Below are 20869 nucleotides of genomic sequence, written 5' to 3'. Positions count from 1 at the left end.
CGCGGGATATCGCGAGTTTCGCCCCGCCGGATGCGAACTTGCCGCGTGACGTCGGGCGACGAAACATGGTCTTTGGGCGCGCACCGAGCAGGGCCGGTTATAACCGCAAGAATGGCATCCGCCGCGTCGGCAGCATCGGCGAGGATGCTTCTTGTCGAGGTGAATAAGCGTGAAAGATGACCGGCCCTGATCGAGGGCAGGCGCCAGAACGGCAGGATCCTACCATGCAGAAGCTCTTTTCGACCAGCGATGCCCCTGCGGGAGAGCGGGCCAGCTATTGGCACGACGCTCTTCGCGGGGCGTTCGTCCAGCTCGATTGCACTTTTTGCGGTGCCGACGAGCAGGTTTTCGGGCAGATCGAGACGGCTCGCCTCGCGACGGTCGAACTGTCGCGCATCGCCGCGACGGCACAGAATGTCCGGCGCACCCGCCGAGGGATCGCGACCGCAAGCGCCGATCGCTTCTTCCTCAATCTACAGCTCGAAGGACAAGGCGTCCTTCTCCAGGATGGGCGTGAGCTGGAAATGAAGCCGGGCGGTCTCACATTATTCGATACGATGCGCCCTTATGAGCTCATATTCCGCGAACGCTTCGAGGGTTTCGTCGTCTCCGTGCCGGGCGAATGGCTGCGGCGCCGCATCCGGGATCGCGACATGCTGACGGCCCGCGAGATCGCATCGGGCACCGGTGCGGGGCGACTTCTCAGGACGATGCTCACGATGCTCGCGTCGGATGCCGGCACGATCGAAGAGGAGGCGGTGCCTTCGGTCGCGGCAAGCCTCGAGGACATGCTCGTCGCCGGGCTGCTGGCTTCGGGTGACAATAGGAGAGGTCGCCGCGACGACGTGGCCGCCCGCCGCGGCGACCGGATCAGAGCCTTTGCCGCGGAGCATCTGTGCGATCCTGGCCTCTCGGTCGATACGATCGCGTCGAGCTTCGGCGTCGCCGCGAGCACGATTCATCGCTCCTTTTCCGACCAGGCCTGTTCGCTCAATGTCTGGATCTGGAACGAGCGTCTCAACCGCGCGCGCGCGGACCTCGGCGATCCCGCCATGCGGGGGCGGACGATCACCGAAATCGCATTCGCCTGGGGGTTCAACGACTCAGGACATTTCAGTCGGGCATTTCGCCGTCGGTTCGGATGCCGCCCGCGCGACATCCGCTCCGCCTTGCACTGAGCCGCCGGTGGCGGGGCATTCCGTCGCGCTACCCTCCGGCTGCGCGCGCGCTCTGGATCTAGGCAGCAGAAACCGTCGGCGCGGTTCTGGCCCCTGCCACGATGATGTCCCGCGCCCATCTGTGAAGCGGATTGCTGTCGCGGCGGCTGTGCCACGACATGGTCAGCGCCACCTCGGGCAGGTCGAAGGCGAACCGGCGCTGCTGGAGCGGGAATATTTCGCAGACATGGGCGGCGAGCGCCGCCGGTAGCGTGAGCAGAAGGTCCGATTTGCTGGCGATATTGGCCGCCGAAAAATATCCCGGCGTGATCACGGTCGTGTTTCGCATGATCCCGATTTCGCGAAGGAAATGGGTCAGCCGGTCGTTGGTACCGCCCGCGATCATGATATGGTCGCGGCTCGCATAGTCGGCGCGGCTTATGCGATCGCTCTCGCCGTTCCCGTTCCGCATCACGCAGATCAAATCATTGCGGAACAGTTCGATCGAGTGAAACTCGCTCGATGTCAGCATCGGCTGGGTATCGACATAAATGTCGACATCGCCCGATTTCAACCGTCTCTCGATGTCATATTGTTCGCTACTCAGCTCGAAGACGACCGATCTGGCGATCGCCTTTGCCTCGACAAGGGCGTCGGCAAAGACGGTGATTGCTCCCTCGGTCGCACAAATGGTGATCTTCCCTTCGGCTTCCGAGGGATCGAAGTTGGGCCGTTCGAGGATATGCGAAATATCGGTGAGAATGACCTCGAGGTCGCCGGCTATCTCTTCGGCGCGCGAGGTCGGACGCATCTCCTGTCCGCAGCGGATGAGGATCCGGTCGTTGAACAGGGCGCGCAGCCGGCCAAGCGCGTGGCTTACGGCGGGCTGGCTCATATTCAGCCGGCTTGCGGCGCGGGTGATGTGACGCTCGGTAAGCAGGGCGTGGAGGACCAGGAGCAGGTTCAGATCCACCGATCGTAAATTTACGCCGTGCATAATAGCTATATTAGCTATGCATTGGATTCAGGTCAATGCGAACGATAGTCGGACGGAACTCATTCAAACCGGAGCTCCACCCACCATGGCATTCGAAGAAGTCGGCAAAAAAACGGACATGGGTGGCGGGGTCATTCACTGCCGTCCCGATGCCTGCGAATATAGCGAGGCGAGCATCTACGGCACATCGCTGGCGCGCAGCCCGATCTTTCAGGGCGACCACGGGGTGAGATCGGCTTTCTTCAAAATGAAGAAGGGCGATGTGATCGCGAACCATAAACACAAGAAATGGGTGCAGGTCGCCATTTTGAGCGGCTGCGTCAAAGTGAACCAGGATGTGACGACGGAATTCGTCGCGGAAGCGGGCTCGGTCTATTTTCTCGATCCCGGATATTTCCACATCGAGACCGCTGTCGAGGACTCGATCCTGCTGGTCACCCAGGGCGAAGACCGCCCGGGCTGGCTCAAGGACGAATAACTCAAGAAAAGGGGCTGCAATGACGAGGAATCGTAACCGGAAACTCTGCGTCGCATCGACGCTGGCCTACGCCATCTGCATTGCAGGGCCAGCTGTCGGGCAAACCGCCGACGCTGCTCGCGAGAGTGCCGCGGGGGCGCCCAGCGGCGAAACGTCATCGGCGAGCGTCGGTGAGATCGTTGTCACCGCGCAGAAGCGCGAAGAATCGGTCAACCGGGTCGGTATGTCGATCTCGGCCTTTACCGGCGACACGCTCACGCGCCTCGGCATCGCCGATGTCGCGGATCTGGTAAAGATCGTCCCGGGCTTCAGCTTCGCCAAAGGCAATTACGGCACGCCCGTTTACACATTGCGAGGCATCGGGAACAACGAGCCTACCCTCGCTGGCAGCCCCACCGTTTCGGTCTATGTCGATGAGGTGCCGCTCCCTTATTCGAACATGACCGAAGGCGCGAGCCTCGACATGGAGCGCGTTGAGGTTCTGAAGGGGCCGCAGGGCACGCTTTTCGGGCAGAACTCGACCGGCGGCGCAATCAATTATATCGCTGCCAAGCCGACCGCTACGCGCGAGGGCGGTTTCGAGCTCGGCTACGGGCGGTTCAACGCCGTGACGGCCGGCGGTTTCGTCAGCGGTCCTCTCTCCGAGACGTTGCGCATCCGCATCGCGGGCCGCAAGGAATATGGCGATCCGTGGCAACGCAGTGCGACGCGCCCGAACGACCGCCTCGGCAAGACCGACAAGGCTGTCGGGCGGCTGCTCCTCGAATGGACGCCTGCCGATCGCGCGACGCTTCTTTTAAATATCAATGGATGGACGAACCAGTCAGATGCCCTCGCTGGTCAGTTCGTCGGTGCCATCAATCCCCGCGCACCCGCCGCCTTGCGCGTCCAACTCGTTCCTACCGGAAATGCGCGCCTCGCAGACTGGGATCCTGGAACCGACTTTTCGGTCGATGACGACTTCTGGCAGGCGAGCCTTCGCGGCGATTTCGAGCTGAGCGAGATGCTGACACTGACGAGTATCAGTGCCTATTCCCGCTATAGGCGCGATGCCTTTGTCGATGCCGACGGCACGCCGATCCAGACCTTTGCCGCCCGCAATGCTGGCGATATTGAGGCCATTTCGCAGGAACTCCGCTTGGCAGGCGAATTTGGCACGATGGCCCGATGGCTGCTGGGTGCCAATTATCAGCATGACGTCGTCGATGATATCTTCATGCCCTTCACGGCTATTTCCAGCTTCCCGTTCCGCAGCGCGAACGCGATGGGACGGAACAAGGCGGACACCTATTCGGGCTTCGCCAGCGTCGATTTCGAAATCGCGCCGACGCTTACCTTGACGGCTGCCGCGCGTTACAGCTGGCAGGACCGCTCATACGCCGGCTGCCTTTACGACTCTGGCGCGGGCGAACTGGCTGCGGTCATCGCCGGCCTCTCGACGCGGCTTAGCGGAACCCCCACGACGATTGCGCCGGGAGGTTGCGTTACGCTCAATTCGGTGACGCTGAAACCGCAAGTCGTCGAGGATGAGCTCAATGAGGGCAGCCTGTCCTGGAAGACCGGAATCAACTGGCAGATCGACCCCAGCAAGCTGCTCTACGCCACCGTCAGCAGAGGGTATAAGAGCGGCTTCTTCATTTCCACCGGCGCAACCTTCGATCTGTCGCTGTCGCCGGCGAAGCAGGAAGCCGTCACCGCCTATGAGGCGGGGTTCAAGCTAGGCTTGCTCGACCGGACCCTGCAGCTCAACGGCGCAGCCTTCTACTATGACTATAAGGACAAGCAGGTTCGTGGCCGCATCGTCGACGCGTTCCTGGGGCCGCTCAACCGCATTCTGAATATTCCGGAATCGCGCGTCTACGGCGCCGAATTGCAGATGATCTGGGAGCCCGTCGAAGGCCTCGCGCTTAACGGCGGTGCGACTTACATCAATTCCAAGATTCTCGGCAGCTTCACCAACTTCACGCCGCTCGGCAACCAGAAGCTGCTGAGCGGCGAACCGTTCCCGCTCATGCCCAAGTGGCAGGTCACCGGCGATGTCCAATATGAATATCCTGTAAGCGACGACGCGGTGATGTTCATCGGAGCCAATGCGTCCCATCAAGGCAAGACCAACGCTGCGCTGGGACAGGAGCCTCTGTTCGATCTCAAGTCTTACACGCTCGTCGATTTGCGTGCCGGGTTTCGCGGCACGGATGACAACTGGCGGGTTACCGGCTTCGTCCGAAACCTGGGCGACACCTACTATTGGACCAACGTACCGGCTCCGGGTCCCGATGCGGCGTTTCGCGCCGCCGGCACGCCGCGCACCTACGGTGTGACCGCGAGCGTCCGCTTCCGTTGATCGATCGGCACGGGGCCGAACCTTGCCGCAACAATGAAGGACCGACCGATGTTCAGTCACGTGATGCTCGGGGCGAATGAGATCGAAGCTTCGCGCCGCTTTTACGACGCCATCTTTGGTGCGCTCGGAATTGCATCCGCTGTTACCGATCCGAAGGGACGACTTTTGTATTTCGGCAAGTCGGGCATCTTCGCCGTGACGGCGCCGCTCGACGGGCAGCCCGCGACGCCGGCAAATGGCGGAACGATCGGTTTTGCCGTGCAATCGACCGAAGACGCCGACGCTTGGCACCGTGCCGGCGTCGCGGCGGGCGGAACAGCCTGCGAGGACCCGCCGGGATGGCGGGAGAATGCCGTCGGCAAGATCTATCTCGCCTATCTGCGCGATCCTGCGGGCAACAAGCTGTGTGCGTCCTGCCGGTTGTGACCGACCGCCTGCAACGGTGCAGCACGGGACCACAGCCGCCAGGGCCGGCGGCGCAAATCGAAAAATGGGGAGGAAATTTCATGAGCATGAGCATGCAAGATCGGAAGCGGGGCCTGGCCCGGCGCTGCGGGGCCGCATCGGCCATTATTGGTGCACTCGCCTTGCCGGCCGTGCCGTCGTTCGCGCAGGACAGGGCGGAGGAGGCGAGCGACGGCGGTCTTGAAGAGATCGTCGTAACGGCGCGCAAGCGCTCCGAAAATCTCCAGGAAACGCCCGTCGCGGTCAGTGCGGTCACCGGCGAAACGCTCGACGAGCGCGGCATCAACGACATCGCGGGCGCGGCGAAATTCGTGCCCAGCCTCGTCTTCAACACCGGCGCGCCCATCGCGGGAGCCAGCAATTCCGCGGTCGTCTTCATCCGGGGCATCGGACAGACCGATTTTCAACTGACCATCGACCCCGGCGTCGGAACCTATCTGGACGGAGTCTATATCAGTCGCTCGGTCGGCGCGGTTCTGGATACCGCGGACATCGAACGCCTCGAAGTGTTGCGCGGTCCGCAGGGGACATTGTTCGGCAAGAATACGATCGGCGGCGCGATCTCGATTACGAGCAAGCGTCCCGGTGCCGATCTCGAAGGGGCGATCGAGCTTACCACGGGCAGCTACGATCGTTTCGATATGCGCGGAATGATCAATATCCCTGTCGCCGAAGCGGTGCGGTTCCGGATGGCCGGCAGCATGCAGACGCGCGACGGTTATGTGGAAATCCTGACCGACGGGTCGCGGCGTGGGAACAAGAATTCCTATTCCGGCCGGCTGACCGCCGAAATCGACCTCGCGGACAATTTGCTCGCCACCATCGCGGTCGACGGCACGCGCTCGCGCGAACAGTCCTCGCCCTGGTCGCTGCGCGCAGTGAACCCCGACTCCGTCTTCGGTATCTTCCACAATGTGTTCCTGAACGCGCCGGTTTGCGGGGCCTTCGGACCCGCCGGGCCGCAGTCCGATGCACTTTCGACGAACCCCAATTGCTTCAGTGCACAGTGGATCACGGGCAATCCCTACGTCGCCTGGGAAGATAGCGGCGACACCTACGCGCGCTGGCGCCAGCCCGGCCAGACGATCGACATCCCGGCACGGACCCTGAACCGCTCCGCGACCGACGTCTGGGGCACATCGCTGACGCTGGACTATGACGGCGGCGATGCCTTCGGCCTCAAGTCGATCACCGCTTATCGATCGCTCGATGCCGCTTTCTACCACGATACCGACAACACGCCGCTCGCGATTACCCGAACCGACAATTTCGATTATTCACACAAGCAGTTCAGCCAGGAGCTCCAGGCGTCGGGCGCCTTGCTCGGCTCCCGGCTCAAATATCTGATCGGCGCATTCTATTTCAAGGAAAGCGGGACCGACCTTGCCTATCTGAACACGCCGCCCGTGTTGTTCCAGTCGGGTGGCCGAGTCCGGAACAACAGCTATGCCTTTTTCTCGCAGATGACCTATGAGCTGACCGACCGGCTGAGTGTGACGGGAGGTCTGCGCTACACCGACGAGGTGAAGCGCTTTACCCCCGATCAATATGTGATTGCGGTTCATCCCGCGGCGCAGGCGCCGCTGCCGCCGGGATCGCCCTTTCCCTTTTATCTGACCAACCCGCTGACATCGACCCCGACCAATCCCCAGCCGATCCGGGCGGGTGACCGAATCCTCCCGCAAACGACGGGGCGCGTATCCTATCAGGAGATGACGCCCTCGGCGTCGATCAACTACAAGGCTTCGGACGATGTCTTTGCCTATCTGAACTATTCGAAAGGCTTCAAGGGCGGGGGGTTTACCTCGCGCGTCTTTCCGCCCGAAGCGGAAATCCCGAGCTTTAAGCCCGAGATCGCGGAACTCTATGAGGTCGGCCTGAAGTCCATGCTGTTCGATCGTCGTCTGCGCCTCAACACAGCCTTCTTCTGGACCGATTACAAGGAGCTCCAGATCGTCGTGAACGATGGCTTTGCACCAAAGGTTCGCAACGCCGGCCGTGCCCGCATCCGCGGGGTCGAAGTGGAGATGGAGGCCGCTTTTGCTGACTGGATCATGCTTCAGGCCGGCGGGAGCTACATCGACGCCCGCTATCTGGAGGTCGATCCGCGCGCCGCGCCGCTGACGGTCGACAACAGGCTCGTCGAAACGCCGAAATGGTCGTTCAATGCGGCGGCGACGGTCGACCTGTTCAGCTGGAGCAGCGGGAAGCTGGTGTGGAATGGCGACTGGTCCTACAAGAGCCGGGTGTACAAGGACGCCATCAACACGCCCTTCACATCGCAGCCTGGATTCCACCTGATCAACACAAGCCTCACGGCTAAAATGGGGGAGGGGCTTTCGGTCACCGCCGGGGTCACGAACCTGACCGACAAAGCCTATATTTTGAGCGGCTATACCGACTTTGCCTTCACCGGCCAGTCGCAGGCATCCTATGCGCGCCCGCGCGAATGGTATCTGCGTCTCAAGGCCCGCTTCTGACGTAAGCCGGACGTGCGGCGGACCTAGCGCCGCCGCACGTCACCTCTCTCATTCCGAACCGTGGTCCATCGCTGCCGCGCTGTCGTCTGACCCTCATGGCGCGGTCGCGTTTCCGGCGAGCGCACGACCGGACTTGCCAAGCTTTCTGATGTTGCAGGATTTCACCGTGTCGCAGACCGCGCGCCCTGCCGCAGCACAATTCAGCCATAGCTGACCCGCTCCACGACTTCGATCAGCATGTTGCCTAGTCCAGGTTGTTCGAAATATGCGCCTCGTACATGGTGATCCGGTTTCATCCCGCCGGGCACGAAGACATCCATGTCGGCCGTCATTAATATGCTCATGCCGGCTTGCGTCAGCAATTCTGCGCATGGCTCGTACGCATCGACATTGTAGCCGATGTGATGAAAGCCGCCTCCGACCTGATCGAGAAACCATTTGTGAGGGCCGTCGCTCAACGGCTGGATCAGTTCATATTCAAGATCCCCCTGCACCCCATGGAATATATCAAGGTGCATCGGGAATAATTTTCCGTGAACATATACCTCCGGCGCGTTGAAGTCGAACCGCCGCGTCTCGTCAAAGGCATAGATCGTTTCAAACATTTTTATCGCCGATTCCATGTCGGGAACGACGTAGCCAAGTTGATGAGGCGGGCCGAACATTGAAACTGCTTTGTTCATGATACTTTCCGTGTGGCTACGTGACTGGCAAGAAATAGTCCCTGCGGCATCGTTGGACATGGGACGAGAAACGCCCCGGCTGCGCTTCGGTCTCGGACCTCGCGGGGTCTCGCTCGGCACCTTTGCTTATCGGGAGCAGGGCAGGGCGGGCGAGAAGGCTCGCCCGCCCAAGGTTTCCTGACCCTAGAAATCCACGGAAAGATTGACGCCGACAGTCCTCGGGCGGGCGCGGGTGTATGTCGCGGGCTGATTTCGATCCGTATCGATCGAGGTGACAATCCGCTCATCCCAAAGATTTTTGGCGAACAGGCCGACGCTGACACGGCCTGTATCGATCCCGACTGCCAGGTTTCCGATGACAGACGAGGGAACTTTGAGACGGCGCACGCTCGGGCTTACCGAATATTCCGAAAAGGCCTCGCTGAGATAGGAAACATCTCCGTTGACGTAGAACTCGGCGTTCGGCCCGACGAATTCGGCCGGGCGCCTATATTGGAATCCTCCGCCGATATTCCATTCCGGGACGTAGGGAGCGCGATCGCCCTTGCGCGCGGCCAGCGTCTGCGAATCCTTGGCCAGTTCGGCATTTGTGTAGGACGCGTTCAAGTTCAGCGTCAGGGAGTCGGTGACCCGTGCGTTGATTTCGAACTCCGCCCCCTTGCTGATCTGGCTCGTCTCGTTCGCCTTGATGCTGAAGCCGCATTTCAGGAAGACGTTTGTCTGGATATTCTTCCAGTCGATGTAGAAGAGCGCCGCGTTGACGTTGAGTTTGCGGTCGAGCCAGCTGGTCTTCGCGCCAACCTCATAGTTGGTCAGCGAATCCGAGCCGTAGGTGTCGGTTTGACCGGAGAGGCCCAACGATGCGAGTTCGGCAATGCACTGTGCACCGATATTGGTGCTCGGACCGGGCAGGGCCTCGTTCGTCCCGCCGGTTCGGAAGCCTTTGGAGACCGAGCCATAGAGCAAGAAGTCTTCATTCGCCTTGAATTCCAGTGCTACCTTCGGATTGAACCCGTCCTCCTTGATCGTGAAGGTCGAGCCCGTCGGCACCGGGCCGATGACAAACCCGGATGACGCCTTGCTCGCCGTCAGGTCGTAATTGTAATAACGGCCGCCCAGGGTGAGCGACAGCTTGTCCTGCGCGATGAACGGGATCGGGAGCGTGATTTCTCCGAAAACGGATTTCTGATTGCCGCGACTGTCGTCCAGCCCGTAGAACAGCACATTGTCGACGGGCGTCTGATAGAAGGAAGACGAGCTTTCGCCGGGGGGAAGGCCCCCGATCGCCGCCAGCATGCTGTCGAGATCCCGAATGGGGGCGCTCAGCTCGAAGTCTTTTCTGAAATCCTCATAATAGCCCCCGACCACCCATTTGATCCGCGAGCCCGCGCCCGAGGCAAGTCGCGCCTCGAGGGTGTTCCTTTTTTCCCGTACGTTGCTGCTCAGGCTTGCGAGAACGGGCTCGCCGGTTACCAGATGGTTGGGACCGAAAATGCCGCGAACGCGCTGGTTGTCGTCGAGGATCGTTGCCAGCGTCCGGTCCAGTCTTGAGCCGACGACGGTTGCGTTGAAGGACCCGAAATCATATTCGGCCTTGAGGCTGTAGATCTTCAGCTCATCCTCGAACAGTTCCTTGACGGGTTTGACCGTCTGCAGGTCCCTCGTCACCGCGAATTGGCGCGGCGATTCCTGGTTCGCAATGATCGGCGTGATCACGCCGCTGAAAAATTCGGTCTGGACGATGTCCGGGTCGCCCGGGATATATTCGTCGGGACGACCATGGGCTTTGAGCTTGTTGTAGATGAACATGCCGGTAAGCGAGAAGCTGTCGCTCGGCTTGAAGGTGGCCATGAAGCGGCCGCCATATGAGCCCGCATCATTATAATCATCCTCGCCGCTATAGACATTGTCGATATAGCCGCCCTGATAATTGCGAAAGGCGACCCCTCGAACGGCGAGCGTGTCGCCAATCGGCACATTCAGGGCGCCATACACCTGATAGTTCCAGTCGCCGTTCCGCGTATTGCTGACCAGGCCGCCGGCGCTTCCTTCGAAGCGATCCAGGTTCGGCAAGTTCGGCATGATCCGGATAGCGCCCGACATGGCGCTGGAGCCATAGAGCGTGCCCTGCGGACCGCGCAGAATTTCGACGCGATTGATGTCGACCAGCCCCAGGTCGGGGGTATAGGCGGCATCCGTAATCGGCACATCGTCCACATACATGCCGGTCGTCGACTGGGCCTGCGGTTGCCCGAAGCTGACACGTGCCGAAACCACGCCGCGAAAGGCGATCTGAGTCTGTCCCGGACCCTTGTTAAGCGCTGTCAGGTTCGAGGCGTCGCGCGCGTAATCGTCGAAGCCGACCTTGGCGTCGCGACTGATCGTCTCCTCGCCGATGGCCTGGACGCTCGCGGCGATATCCTGCATCGATTCCGCGCCGCGCTTGTTCGCCGTCACGACGATTTCGCCGGAATTCGACGCCGCGTCCTTTCCTGTCTCGGACGGGGGGGCCTCCTGTGCCTGCGCCGCGTTTGCCGAAGCAAGCGCGAGGACCGCGAGGACCACCGACGTTTTCAGAGCGTTTCTGCGATTTGAAGCATTTCCAGTCATTGTCTTTCCTCCCACTCGAATTTTCCATTGAAATTTCAAATATTAGATCAAATTTTCGAAGGCGCTTCGATGGCGGCGACCTTTGCCGCCGACGGCGAATTGCTGTCGAAGCGGTAGGTCAGCCATTCGCGTACGAGCCGGCGCGCGAGTTCAAGTCCGATGACCCGTTGGCCGAGGCAGAGTATCTGGGCATTGTTGCTGAGGATCGCCCGTTCGACCGAATAGCTGTCGTGCGCGGTGACGGCGCGGATTCCGGCGACCTTGTTGGCGCTGATCGCCATGCCGAGGCCCGTCCCGCAAATGAGAAGCGCCCTGTCCGCACACCCGCTGGTGACAAGCTCGGCGGCGCCCCGGGCGATCTCGGCATAGGGCTGCGCCGCATCGACGGGACCGACGTCGATCACCTCGCGAACATTGTCCATGGCGCTCAGCTCCTTCAGGAACGCTTCCTTGAAGCCCTGGCCAACCTCGTCGCTGCCGACCGCGATCCGCAATCCGTCATTCTGAACCACCGTCATTCTCCATGTTCCAAGCTTTGGGCTGCGACCCGCAAACAGATCGCAAAAGAGGTTGCGCCAGCATCGGGATGACCGACACTTCGCGCCGCAAGGGGCCGCGCGCGGCCCGCTCGTGCGGCCATTGAGGCCGTCGCCTCGGCACCACGCGTGGCCGCCGCGGCAATTTCCCGCAGGGTTCCGCCCTGCGCAGCTTCGACCGCCGCCAGCAATGCATCGACGACCGTCTTGTCGCCTGCGCGCGCCCCCGCCAGCCGCATGACTGTGTCCGCGGCATCCTGCAGCGCCGAAAGCGGCTGGGGGCGCCCCGGCTCAAGGCTGCTCGCGGCGGCTCGCAGGCCCGCCGCCCAAAGGGCGCCCGAGGTGCCCCCCGACGCATCGCACCAGGCGTCTGCCGCGGATATCAGCACCGCGCCCAGATCGGCCTCGCTGGCGTGCGCGTTGCGCGCCGCTAGCCCCGCGGCGCGTGCGCCCGCGGCCATGCTGCGGCCATGGTCGCCGTCTCCTGCGATCGCATCGAGGCGGTTTAGTTCCGGTTCCGCCTCGCCGAGAGCGGCCGCGATCGCTTCCAGCGCGCACACCAGCTTGCGCACCCGCGCCGTCTCGGCCGCGTCGGCAGCCCGTCCGGCGGGCGGCGGCGGGGCGGGGACCATGACGGTGCCGGCCTCGACCAGGTCAGCGAATGCGCCGCGGCGAAACGCGGGCGCGAACGCCGGGGAATGCCAAAGGTCGAGCAGTTCGTCATGAAGCCAGGACATTGTGAGCGAGCAGCCACCCATGTCGAAGCTGGTGACGAATTCGCCGGCCTCGGCGGCGATCGGTTCAACGCCCTGCGAGCGCAAATAGGCGCGGATGTGATGCCAGAGGTAGAAAAGCTCCTCGCCCTTCGTTGCACCGAGGCCGTTCAGCACGACGACGGGACGCGGTGCACCTGGCGGCATTTCGGCCAGCAGCGGCTCGGCCAGCAGCGCCGCAAGCGTCTGCGCGCTGCAGAGCGGCTGTTCGCGGACCCCTGGCTCACCGTGGATGCCCATCCCGACACCCATGTCGCCCGGCGGGAGGGAAAACAGGGGTTCGCTGGCGCCGGGCATGGTGCAGCCGCGAAAGGCAATGCCGAATGAGCGTGTCGCATCATTGGCGGCCTCGGCCAGATCCGCGACCACGTCGAGCGACAGGCCGCGCTCGGCCGCGGCGCCGGCGATCTTGAAAACGACGAGATCGCCCGCGACGCCGCGCCGGATCGACCGTTGCGCTTCCGGAGCGCTTGCGACGTCGTCGGTGACCTTCACGATCCGTACCGGCACGCCCTCCGAACGCAGCCGCTCGGCGGCAAGCTCGAAGTTCAGCACGTCGCCCGTGTAGTTGCCGAAACAGAGGAGCACGCCTTTGCCGCCTTCGGCGGCCCGCGCCACGTCGCGCACCTGGCGCGAAGACGGGGAAGCGAAGATGTTGCCGACGACCGCGCCGTCGGCAAGGCCAGCCCCCACATAGCCCGCGAAAGCGGGATAATGTCCGGAGCCGCCGCCGACGACGAGCGCGACCTTGTCTTTTCGCGTCGTACGGGCACGGACGACCCCGCCGGCCACCTGGAGGACAATGTCGCGATGAAGATCGCAAAAGCCCGCGAGCGCCTCGGGCACGAAATCATCCAATTCAACAAGCATTCCGGACATGTCTACTCCCAGCGATTCTATCGGTTGATGCGTACCGCCCAACCTTGTTTTCAGTCTCGAGCGCGGCGGGCTGTTCGGCCTTGTTCCGCTCGTGCGGCGCCGTCCGTCCTCCACTCTCGAGGCGTTCATGACGTGCACGACAGCCGTGGCTCGCCCGGGGAGGCGGTTGCCGAGCCACAGCGCGACAAGATGTCGATGAAGCCTTCGACTTCCCAGGCAGAGCGTCCAATGAAGAGCCCGTCGACATGGGGTTGTTCGATGAGCGCCTCGCAATTCGCCGCGTCGACTGAACCGCCGTAGAGGCAGGGCAGTGCGCGTCCGGCAATCCGTTCTGCCGTGGCGGAAATAAAGGCGAGGCCCTCGTTGGCGCATGAGGCCGAGGCGGGCATGCCCTTTTCGCCGATCGCCCAGACGGGTTCATATACGAGCAGGATCGGCGCGGCATATTGTTCGGGCGGAAGGCCTTGCAGGGCCGTCTCTATCTGTTCGCCGAGCACCGTCTCCGTCGCACCCGCCTCGCGCTCGGAAAGGGTTTCCCCGACGCAGACAAGCGGCGTGAGCCCATGCCGGACAGCGGCCGCGACCTTGAGCGAAACCGTCTCGTTGGTCTCCCCGAAATGAGCACGTCGTTCGGCATGGCCGAGCTCGACGAGCGTCACGCCGCAATCATTGAGCATCGGAGCCGATATCTCGCCGGTCCATGCCCCGGCGTCGGCCCAATGCATATTCTGCGCACCGACGTGGACGCCGGAACCCTCGAGGCGGGCCGCGACGTCGCGAAGCACGGTATAGGGCGGGATCACAAATGGCTTGATTTGCGCCGCCACGGTCACGCCGGACGTTGCAAGCCGGTCCGCGAAGTCCAGCGACTGCGCAAGATCCTTGTTCATTTTCCAGCTTGTACCGATCCAGAGGCTCATCTCATATCCTAGTTAGTGGAGGTCGGTCGACAAAGGACACCGACCGATCCTCCCTTTTTGAAGGCGGACCGAACCGGTCCTCTCGTGGCCTAGAGCGGCTCGCCCGCTACAGTCAGCTTGATGCCGCGCGCCGCCAGTTCGTCGCAGATGTTCGATTCCGGAAGCCTGTCGACAATGATCCAGTCGAACTCGGACAGGTCGGCGAACATGTGCAAGGCGACGCGATCGAACTGTCGGTGGAGAACCAGCAAGCATGACTTCGCCGCGGCACGCAGCATGGCGCGTTTCGTGCGCACGACATCGCCGTCCATGTGAAAGACCTGGCTGCCCGAGACCGCGGGCGCGGTGATAAATGCGATGTCACTACGCAGGCTGGCGAGGCTCTGCTCGGCAAGCACGCCGAAATATCCGTTATATTTTCCCGAATAGCGTCCGCCGAGGGCGATCAGGTTGATCCCTGCATCGCTGCGCAGGCTGTCCATGATTGCAGCATTGTTCGTAATGGCTGTAATCGGGCGCTTTTCGATCAGCATGGCCCCGAGTGCCGCCGTCGTCGTGCCATCGGCCAGCATCACGGTCATGCCGGGTTCGACCAATTCCATCGCGGCGCGCGCGACGGCGTCCTTGGCATCGCTGTCCTGACGCGTCCGGAACCGGAAGTCGCTCTCGAACTGTATGCCCGCCTCGATCGTCGCGCCGCCGCGGATCTTCCGGAGCACGCCCTCGCTCTCCAGATCGTCGAGGTCGCGATGGATCGTCATTTTCGACACCGAGAATTGCTGCGCGAGTGCCTCGACTTCGACGCTTCCGCGGTCTTCGAGCATCCCCAGAATCTGCTGCTTTCGGTCATCTCTGGCCATAATCTCTCCCCGTCGTCGGTCGATGCCGCGATCATCACGCATGTGAAAATAACACAAAAGATCACATGATCAACCAGAATCTGTGTTGCGTGTCTCAAAAATGGCTGTTACGTTTCTGCAATAGAGGTGAGGAAATCACTGGAAGGGAGCAGGCCGCATGCGCAGATTTGGCGCCAACCTGAATGGCATAACGACATCCGTTGCGAGTCGATCAAGCGTTCAGCACGCCCTGATCGCGCCCGACATCTGCGCTGAATCAGCGCGTCGCCATCTTTTGCGCTCGATGTCTCCGATTGGCTTTCGCAGCGCCCGGGGCGTCCCCGGCTCAAGGCACGTCCTGCAATCGAGGTGCGCGCCATCGCATATCAAGGCGATGTTATTTCTAACATTCTCGTGCCGACGCGGCCGCGGCGCGCCGGGTCGGCACCTTGCGGCCGCAGGGCTCAACGGAAAGTCTCCCGCATGAAATTTTTTGTCGATACCGCCGTCGTGAACGAAATCAGGACCCTTCACGGGTTCGGCCTTCTCGATGGCGTGACTACGAACCCGACGCTGATCGCCAAGTCGGGCCGGGATTTTATCGAGGTGATCGGCGAGATTTGCGCGCTCGTTCCCGGGCCGGTGTCGGCCGAAGTCGCGTCGCTGGATTTCGACGCCATGGTCCGCGAAGGCGAGCGGCTGGCCGCGATCGCGGAGAATGTCGTGGTGAAGCTTCCGATGACCTTCGCCGGGCTGCAGGCCTGCCGACATTTCAGCAACAAGGGCATCAAGACCAATGTCACGCTCTGCTTCTCGGCGACGCAGGGCCTTCTCGCCGCAAAGGCAGGAGCGACCTATGTGTCCCCCTTCGTCGGCCGCCTCGACGATATCAACCTCGATGGCGTCGATTTGATCCGCGAAATCCGGACGATTTACGACAATTATGACTTTGAGACGCAGATACTCGCCGCCTCCATTCGATCGGTGAACCATGTGAAAGATGTCGCCATCGCGGGGGCAGACATCGCGACAATCCCGGCGCCGGTCATTCACGCGCTGGTCGAGCATGTCCTGACAGCAAAGGGCATCGCACAATTTGTCAGCGACTGGGAAAAAACGGGGCAGGCGATCATTTGACCGGTGCTGCCCGAAGCGCGCGGCGGCGAGAGGAGAAGTTGGTGAACGAGTATCTTGGAAGACGGCAGTTTTTCGCGGCGTCGATCGCGACCGCCGCTGCGGTTTCTGTCCCTGCGTTCGGAGCGCCGAAGCGGGCCTTGCTCGGCCGCAAGGATTTCCGCAGTTTGACTCCGGGTCTCGGGCTCGACCATCCCGAGGGGATCACGACGGGCCCCGATGGGCGGCTCTATGCGGGCGGTGTCCAGGGGCAGGTCTACCGGATCGAGGTGGACGGCCGCTTTGCGGAGATCGCGCGAACGGGCGGGGTCAGTCTCGGGCTGAGTGTCGATGGCGACGGCTTCATTTATGTGTGCGATCCGATCAAGCGGGCGGTGCTTCGAATCACGCCCGCCGGCGAAGTCACCACCTGGTGCGACCGCGCTGGCGACGGCGGCCTTGTCCTCCCCAATGACTGTGCTTTTGCCCCCGATGGGTCGTTGTGGGTCACCGACGCCGGACATGAAGACCCCGAGCATGCCTCGGGCCGCCTGCTGCGCGTTCCTCCCCAAGGCGGGCCCGCCGAGATACAGGCGACGGGACCGCTTCATTTTCCCAATGGAATATGCGTTGACGGCGAGGGAACGGTTTTTTTTGTCGAGAGCTTTCGTCGACGCCTCATGTCCTATGCGAAGGGCCGCCTCGCCCTCATTGCCGCAACGCCCGGATTCAGCCCCGACGGGGTGACCCTCGACCGCGAAGGCGGCTTCGTGATTACCTCCTATTATCCCTTCGCGCTCCTCACGCTGCGTCGCGGCGCGCGTCAATGCCGTACCCTTTTCAACGACGAGTGGGGGATCACCCTCAAGATGCCCGCCAACAGTTCCTATTTCGGAGCCGGCCTTCGTGACCTTGCCATATCGAACCTCGGGGGCTTCGCGATTTCGGCGGTGACGCCGCCCGTCCCGGGCGCTCCGCTGAACTATCCCAAGGGCGTCTCCGCGTCCGCTAGCGGGGTCTCATCATGAAGGAACTGGTCGTCGCCGGCTCGACGGGACTGCTGTTCGCCTGCGCCGCGATTCGGGAGCAACGCCACGACCCGCGGACGTGGAATGCCCAGTTGCGGCTGCTTGCCGATCAGGGCTTTACGGCTGTTGACTTCAGCGAGCTCTGGTTGCCCATGGCCGACCTTTCCGCTGGCGATGTCGAGCGGCTTGCCGATGGCGTGGCGGCAGCAGGCCTTGACGTCGCGGGCGTCTCGATCGTCGATGTTCCGTTGGCGTGCCCCGACAAGCAGGCCGAGGCCATCGCCAAAGTGTGCCGCGCCATTCGCGTCACGTCCCGCCTCGGGGCGCCCTTCCTCAGTCTTGGCTTTCACGCGCTGCCCGCGCCAGGGATGTGGCCGCCCCAGTGGCAGGCATCGGACGACGATGAGTTCGAGCGGGCAGGCCGCAACCTCGCGCCGCTTGCCGCCGAGGCCCGGGGCGAGGGCATCGAACTCACGATGGAGATGTTCGAGCGCGGCGTCCTCGACCGGTCGGCGAACCTGCTCGCGATCATCGCGGCGTGCGGCGCGGAACGGGTAGGGGCCAACCCCGATCTCGCCAATCTTCTCAGGCCGCCCTGGCCGCTCGTCGAAGAGTGGGATCAGACCTTCGCAGCGCTCGCGCCGCATGTAAATTATTGGCACGTGAAGAACGGCATGCGCATCGCGCTGCCCGAAGGCGGCGCCGCCTATCAGCCCACCGATATGCAATCGGGAACGATCGACTATCGCAGCGCGGTGCACGAGGCCGTTCGGGCGGGCTTTCGCGGTCCTCTCGCGATCGAGCATTATGGCGGGGATGCGATCACCCACGCCGCCCGGGGGCGCGCCTACCTCACCACAATCATCGAAGAAGTCTGCGCCTACGAGGGCGTCGAAATCAAGGAGTTTAGGACGAAATGAAGGAGCTTCGTGTCGCGCTTATCGGTGGCGCCGGATTCATGGGGAAGGCGCATAGCCTTGCCTACGCGCATGCGGGATTTCTCGACGGCCTTGATGCGCGGCTGGTTCGGGAGGTGCTCGTCGATGTCGACGCCGGTGCCGCAGCCAAGGCCGCAGCGCAGCTCGGCTGGAATCGCAGCAGCGACAACTGGCGCGACGTGATCGCGGACGCCGCGATCGATATCGTCGACATCGTCACGCCGCCGCAAATGCATGCCGAGATCGCTTCTGCCGCAATGGCTGCCGGCAAGCATGTCTTCTGCGAGAAACCGATTACCAATGACGGCCACGAGGCGGCGGAACTCGCCATCGCCGCGGCGTCGAGCGGCGTCGTTAACCAGGTGGGATTCAACTATCGCTTCACCCCGATGCTCACGCACGCGAAGTCGATGCTCGCCGCAGGCGATCTCGGCCGGCCGCTGCAACTGCGCGCCAGCTATCTCGCCGACGGCGGTTTCTGGGTGCCCGACTTCGGTTGGCGCAAGAAGCGCAGCACGGGCGGTTCCGGCGCGACGGGCGATCTGGGCTCGCACGTGATCGACATGGCGCTCTTTCTGTGCGGCCGCATCAAGCGGGTCGTCGCGCTCGACCGCAGCTACGCACATGCGTCCGCAGGAAATTGGGGACCCGACGAGGTACCCGACGCCGATGTCCCCGATGGCGGCGCGATGTGGCTTGCCGAATTTGCCAATGGCACGATGGGCACCTTCAGCGCGAGCTTCTATTCCGCGGGCCGCGCCAACGCGATCCGCATGGAAGTCGATGGCAGCAAGGGCGCGCTCCAGTTTGACTGGAACAAGAATAATGAAATCCAGCTCGCTTTCGTCGACGACCCGATGGACAAGGCGGGGTTCCGCCATGTGATCGCCGGTGAGCCCTCGCTCTGGTACCCGATCCCGGGCCTGGGTTATGGCTATGTCGACGGCTCGGCGGCACAGCTTGCAAGCTTCGTGCGGGCGATTGTCTCGGGAACGCCGGCGGCACCCGATTTTTCCGACGCAGCGCATGTCCAGGAAGTGGTCGAGGCCGTCGCGAGGTCCGCGCAGACGCGTGACTGGATCGACATCGCGTCGGCATCCAAGGAGGGGCAGGCGTGAGCGCGCCCGCCGCTGCTGCGCGCGGTCCCAAATGGGGCACGAGTCTCATTACCTTTTTCCACCCTACCTTTTTCGGCCTGCCGGCGGAAACAAGCTATCCCGCCTATGTCGAGGCGGCCTACGCCGACCCGCGGGCCTATTTCGACCTTATGCTCGATGCCTCGCGCGATGCGGGCCTCGCGGGCGTTGAACTTGCGCCGGTCCCGGCGGGCTATGAAGGCGCGCTCAAGGCCTATGGCAGCGCCGCGGGCGTCGAGGCGGCCTGTGCCGAACGCGGGCTGCGCATCGCATCAAGCTACATGGAAGGCGGTCATCTGATCCGGCCGGGCCTGTCGAACGGGGAAGGGCGCGCCGAGGCGTCGGCGCTTGTCGATGATCATGCACGCTTCCTGGCCAGCGTGGGCTGCGAGCTCATCGTGATGGGGACCTTGCCGCGCCTCGAATTCGGCGACGCGGCCTATGTAGAGGTCCCCGCGGACGTCCATGAGAAGGTGGCCGATGAGCTCAATCGATTGGGAAGCCTCGCGCAGCGGCATGGCTGCAAGATCGCTCTCCATACCGATGCCTATTCGCTCTTCTCGCGCGACGGCGACATCGACCGGCTGATGGAGCTTACCGACCCGGCCTGCGTCGCCATGTGCCTCGATTCCGGCCACGTTACGCTCGATGGCGGCAATGCCGTTGCCATTCTCGAACGCCATCTCGACCGCATCCCCGTGGCGCACTGGAAGGACGCCGACCAACCGCTCGACGGCCGGTCGCTCGAGGGCGATTTCCTCGAACGGCACGAGGTGATGATGTCGCACTTCCGCTGGGTCGGCGAAGGGATCGTCGATTGGGATCGCTTCATGGACATCGTCGGCCGCGCCGGCTGGGACGGTTGGGCGCTCGCCGAATTCGACTTTGCCGAGGACCCGGTCAGCGTGCTTCGTGCGCATGTCGACATCTGCCGCGGCCGGATGGCCGACCGGGCCGTCGACTGATGCCCGGTGTCGGCCCTGCCGAGGCGCAAAGCCTACTTGGCGCATGGTGGTACGACTATGACGCCGCGGATATGGCTGCCTGGCCGCGCCACTTCACGGTGGACGCCGAATATGTGTCGCGCAGCGACTCGCGCGCAAGCCGCTTCGAGGCGGTCGTGAGCGGGAGCTATCGCGGCCGGGAGGAGCTGGTGGCGGGCCTCGGCGCAAGCCGAATGAAAGGGATCGCGCCCCTTCGCCATCTCTGCACCAACTTGCACCTCCTCCCGAACAGCGACGGAGACGCGGCGTTTCGCTGCTACCTGCTTGTGACCCGGGTCGAGGCCGAGCAGGCGGTTCCGATCGCGACCGCCTGCTGCACCGGCAGGCTCCGGATCGAGAATGGAGCGCTCCGTATTGCCGCGATCGAGCTTGTGTTCGACCTGACGGATTCAGCGCCTCTCAAGCTTCGCCACGACCAGTCCGCGCTCACTGGAGGACAAGGACTCGCGCCCGCCGCCTGACGGCACACCGAATGTTTTCGTAACACGC

18 protein-coding genes are annotated in these 20869 nt (G+C 62.9%); 11 read left to right on the top strand and 7 right to left on the bottom strand.

What is annotated here, in order from left to right; translation table 11 throughout:
* Positions 1-224: 224 nt before the first annotated feature.
* The gene (locus ASD73_RS01970; protein ID WP_056369592.1) at positions 225-1178 is read left to right on the top strand and encodes a helix-turn-helix domain-containing protein; all 954 of its coding nucleotides are present in this window, start codon (positions 225-227) and stop codon (positions 1176-1178) included.
* Positions 1179-1236: 58 nt separating this feature from the next.
* Here the strand turns inward: ASD73_RS01970 and ASD73_RS01965 are convergent, their stop codons facing one another.
* Positions 1237-2130, bottom strand: coding sequence for a LysR family transcriptional regulator (locus ASD73_RS01965; protein WP_056369594.1), 894 nt, complete (start codon positions 2128-2130; stop codon positions 1237-1239).
* 40 nt (positions 2131-2170) lie between these two features.
* Between ASD73_RS01965 and ASD73_RS01960 the strand changes: the two genes are divergently transcribed.
* The 4 genes from ASD73_RS01960 (at position 2171) to ASD73_RS01945 (ending at position 7921) form a co-directional block, all read left to right on the top strand.
* Positions 2171-2632 (top strand): cupin domain-containing protein, encoded by a 462-nt coding sequence (locus tag ASD73_RS01960; RefSeq protein WP_200934864.1) that lies wholly within the window; start codon positions 2171-2173, stop codon positions 2630-2632.
* 19 nt (positions 2633-2651) lie between these two features.
* A complete protein-coding gene (locus ASD73_RS01955) occupies positions 2652-4976 on the top strand; it encodes a TonB-dependent receptor (RefSeq protein WP_056369596.1) in 2325 nt (774 codons plus the stop codon).
* Positions 4977-5024: 48 nt separating this feature from the next.
* Positions 5025-5402 (top strand): VOC family protein, encoded by a 378-nt coding sequence (locus ASD73_RS01950; RefSeq protein WP_056369598.1) that lies wholly within the window; start codon positions 5025-5027, stop codon positions 5400-5402.
* 92 nt (positions 5403-5494) lie between these two features.
* The gene (locus tag ASD73_RS01945; protein ID WP_162256164.1) at positions 5495-7921 is read left to right on the top strand and encodes a TonB-dependent receptor; all 2427 of its coding nucleotides are present in this window, start codon (positions 5495-5497) and stop codon (positions 7919-7921) included.
* A gap of 200 nt (positions 7922-8121) precedes the next feature.
* On the opposite strand, the gene ASD73_RS01940 is transcribed toward ASD73_RS01945, so the two are convergent.
* The 6 genes from ASD73_RS01940 to ASD73_RS01915 form a co-directional block, all read right to left on the bottom strand.
* Positions 8122-8604, bottom strand: coding sequence for a VOC family protein (locus ASD73_RS01940; RefSeq protein ID WP_056369602.1), 483 nt, complete (start codon positions 8602-8604; stop codon positions 8122-8124).
* A gap of 183 nt (positions 8605-8787) precedes the next feature.
* The gene (locus tag ASD73_RS01935; RefSeq protein ID WP_056369605.1) at positions 8788-11169 is read right to left on the bottom strand and encodes a TonB-dependent receptor; all 2382 of its coding nucleotides are present in this window, start codon (positions 11167-11169) and stop codon (positions 8788-8790) included.
* A 92-nt stretch (positions 11170-11261) separates the two neighbouring features.
* Entirely contained in the window at positions 11262-11726 is a 465-nt protein-coding gene (locus ASD73_RS01930) for an RpiB/LacA/LacB family sugar-phosphate isomerase (protein ID WP_235534073.1), read from the bottom strand.
* Between the two features lie 2 nt (positions 11727-11728).
* A complete protein-coding gene (locus tag ASD73_RS01925) occupies positions 11729-13393 on the bottom strand; it encodes a dihydroxyacetone kinase family protein (RefSeq protein ID WP_268800154.1) in 1665 nt (554 codons plus the stop codon).
* 134 nt (positions 13394-13527) lie between these two features.
* Positions 13528-14322, bottom strand: a complete 795-nt coding sequence (locus tag ASD73_RS01920; RefSeq protein WP_056369611.1) for a triose-phosphate isomerase — start codon at positions 14320-14322, stop codon at positions 13528-13530.
* An 89-nt stretch (positions 14323-14411) separates the two neighbouring features.
* Positions 14412-15182 (bottom strand): DeoR/GlpR family DNA-binding transcription regulator, encoded by a 771-nt coding sequence (locus ASD73_RS01915; RefSeq protein ID WP_056369612.1) that lies wholly within the window; start codon positions 15180-15182, stop codon positions 14412-14414.
* A gap of 462 nt (positions 15183-15644) precedes the next feature.
* Between ASD73_RS01915 and fsa the strand changes: the two genes are divergently transcribed.
* Genes fsa through ASD73_RS01885 form a run of 6 tightly spaced genes read left to right on the top strand, consistent with a single transcriptional unit; the run spans position 15645 to position 20841 of the window.
* Positions 15645-16298 (top strand): fructose-6-phosphate aldolase, encoded by a 654-nt coding sequence (gene fsa / locus ASD73_RS01910; protein WP_056369614.1) that lies wholly within the window; start codon positions 15645-15647, stop codon positions 16296-16298.
* Between the two features lie 41 nt (positions 16299-16339).
* Complete coding sequence (locus ASD73_RS01905; RefSeq protein ID WP_056369617.1) at positions 16340-17302, top strand: SMP-30/gluconolactonase/LRE family protein; 963 nt, start codon at positions 16340-16342, stop codon at positions 17300-17302.
* On the top strand, positions 17299-18222 hold the full coding sequence (locus ASD73_RS01900; RefSeq protein WP_056369619.1) for a sugar phosphate isomerase/epimerase family protein: 924 nt from the start codon (positions 17299-17301) through the stop codon (positions 18220-18222). The genes ASD73_RS01905 and ASD73_RS01900 overlap by 4 nt, the downstream gene beginning before the upstream one ends.
* On the top strand, positions 18219-19358 hold the full coding sequence (locus tag ASD73_RS01895; RefSeq protein WP_056369621.1) for a Gfo/Idh/MocA family protein: 1140 nt from the start codon (positions 18219-18221) through the stop codon (positions 19356-19358). The genes ASD73_RS01900 and ASD73_RS01895 overlap by 4 nt, the downstream gene beginning before the upstream one ends.
* On the top strand, positions 19355-20341 hold the full coding sequence (locus ASD73_RS01890; RefSeq protein WP_056369622.1) for a sugar phosphate isomerase/epimerase family protein: 987 nt from the start codon (positions 19355-19357) through the stop codon (positions 20339-20341). Before ASD73_RS01895 ends, ASD73_RS01890 begins: the two co-directional genes overlap by 4 nt.
* Positions 20341-20841, top strand: coding sequence for a nuclear transport factor 2 family protein (locus ASD73_RS01885; protein ID WP_082521302.1), 501 nt, complete (start codon positions 20341-20343; stop codon positions 20839-20841). Before ASD73_RS01890 ends, ASD73_RS01885 begins: the two co-directional genes overlap by 1 nt.
* Positions 20842-20869 lie beyond the last annotated feature (28 nt).

This window comes from Sphingopyxis sp. Root154 (genome assembly GCF_001427105.1).
Taxonomy (GTDB): Bacteria; Pseudomonadota; Alphaproteobacteria; order Sphingomonadales; family Sphingomonadaceae; genus Sphingopyxis.
Note: the sequence above shows the minus strand (reverse complement) of the source record. Positions and strands in the feature narration are given on the sequence as shown.

Excerpts from the sequence above, each read along its gene's own strand:
- ASD73_RS01970 (WP_056369592.1), top strand. The coding sequence starts at position 225 with ATGCAGAAGCTCTTTTCGACCAGCGATGCCCCTGCGGGAGAGCGGGCC.
- ASD73_RS01960 (WP_200934864.1), top strand. The coding sequence starts at position 2,171 with ATGCATTGGATTCAGGTCAATGCGAACGATAGTCGGACGGAACTCATT.
- ASD73_RS01955 (WP_056369596.1), top strand. The coding sequence starts at position 2,652 with ATGACGAGGAATCGTAACCGGAAACTCTGCGTCGCATCGACGCTGGCC.
- ASD73_RS01950 (WP_056369598.1), top strand. The coding sequence starts at position 5,025 with ATGTTCAGTCACGTGATGCTCGGGGCGAATGAGATCGAAGCTTCGCGC.
- ASD73_RS01945 (WP_162256164.1), top strand. The coding sequence starts at position 5,495 with ATGCAAGATCGGAAGCGGGGCCTGGCCCGGCGCTGCGGGGCCGCATCG.
- ASD73_RS01940 (WP_056369602.1), bottom strand. The coding sequence starts at position 8,604 with ATGAACAAAGCAGTTTCAATGTTCGGCCCGCCTCATCAACTTGGCTAC.
- ASD73_RS01925 (WP_268800154.1), bottom strand. The coding sequence starts at position 13,393 with ATGCTTGTTGAATTGGATGATTTCGTGCCCGAGGCGCTCGCGGGCTTT.
- ASD73_RS01920 (WP_056369611.1), bottom strand. The coding sequence starts at position 14,322 with ATGAGCCTCTGGATCGGTACAAGCTGGAAAATGAACAAGGATCTTGCG.
- ASD73_RS01915 (WP_056369612.1), bottom strand. The coding sequence starts at position 15,182 with ATGGCCAGAGATGACCGAAAGCAGCAGATTCTGGGGATGCTCGAAGAC.
- fsa (WP_056369614.1), top strand. The coding sequence starts at position 15,645 with ATGAAATTTTTTGTCGATACCGCCGTCGTGAACGAAATCAGGACCCTT.
- ASD73_RS01900 (WP_056369619.1), top strand. The coding sequence starts at position 17,299 with ATGAAGGAACTGGTCGTCGCCGGCTCGACGGGACTGCTGTTCGCCTGC.
- ASD73_RS01895 (WP_056369621.1), top strand. The coding sequence starts at position 18,219 with ATGAAGGAGCTTCGTGTCGCGCTTATCGGTGGCGCCGGATTCATGGGG.
- ASD73_RS01885 (WP_082521302.1), top strand. The coding sequence starts at position 20,341 with ATGCCCGGTGTCGGCCCTGCCGAGGCGCAAAGCCTACTTGGCGCATGG.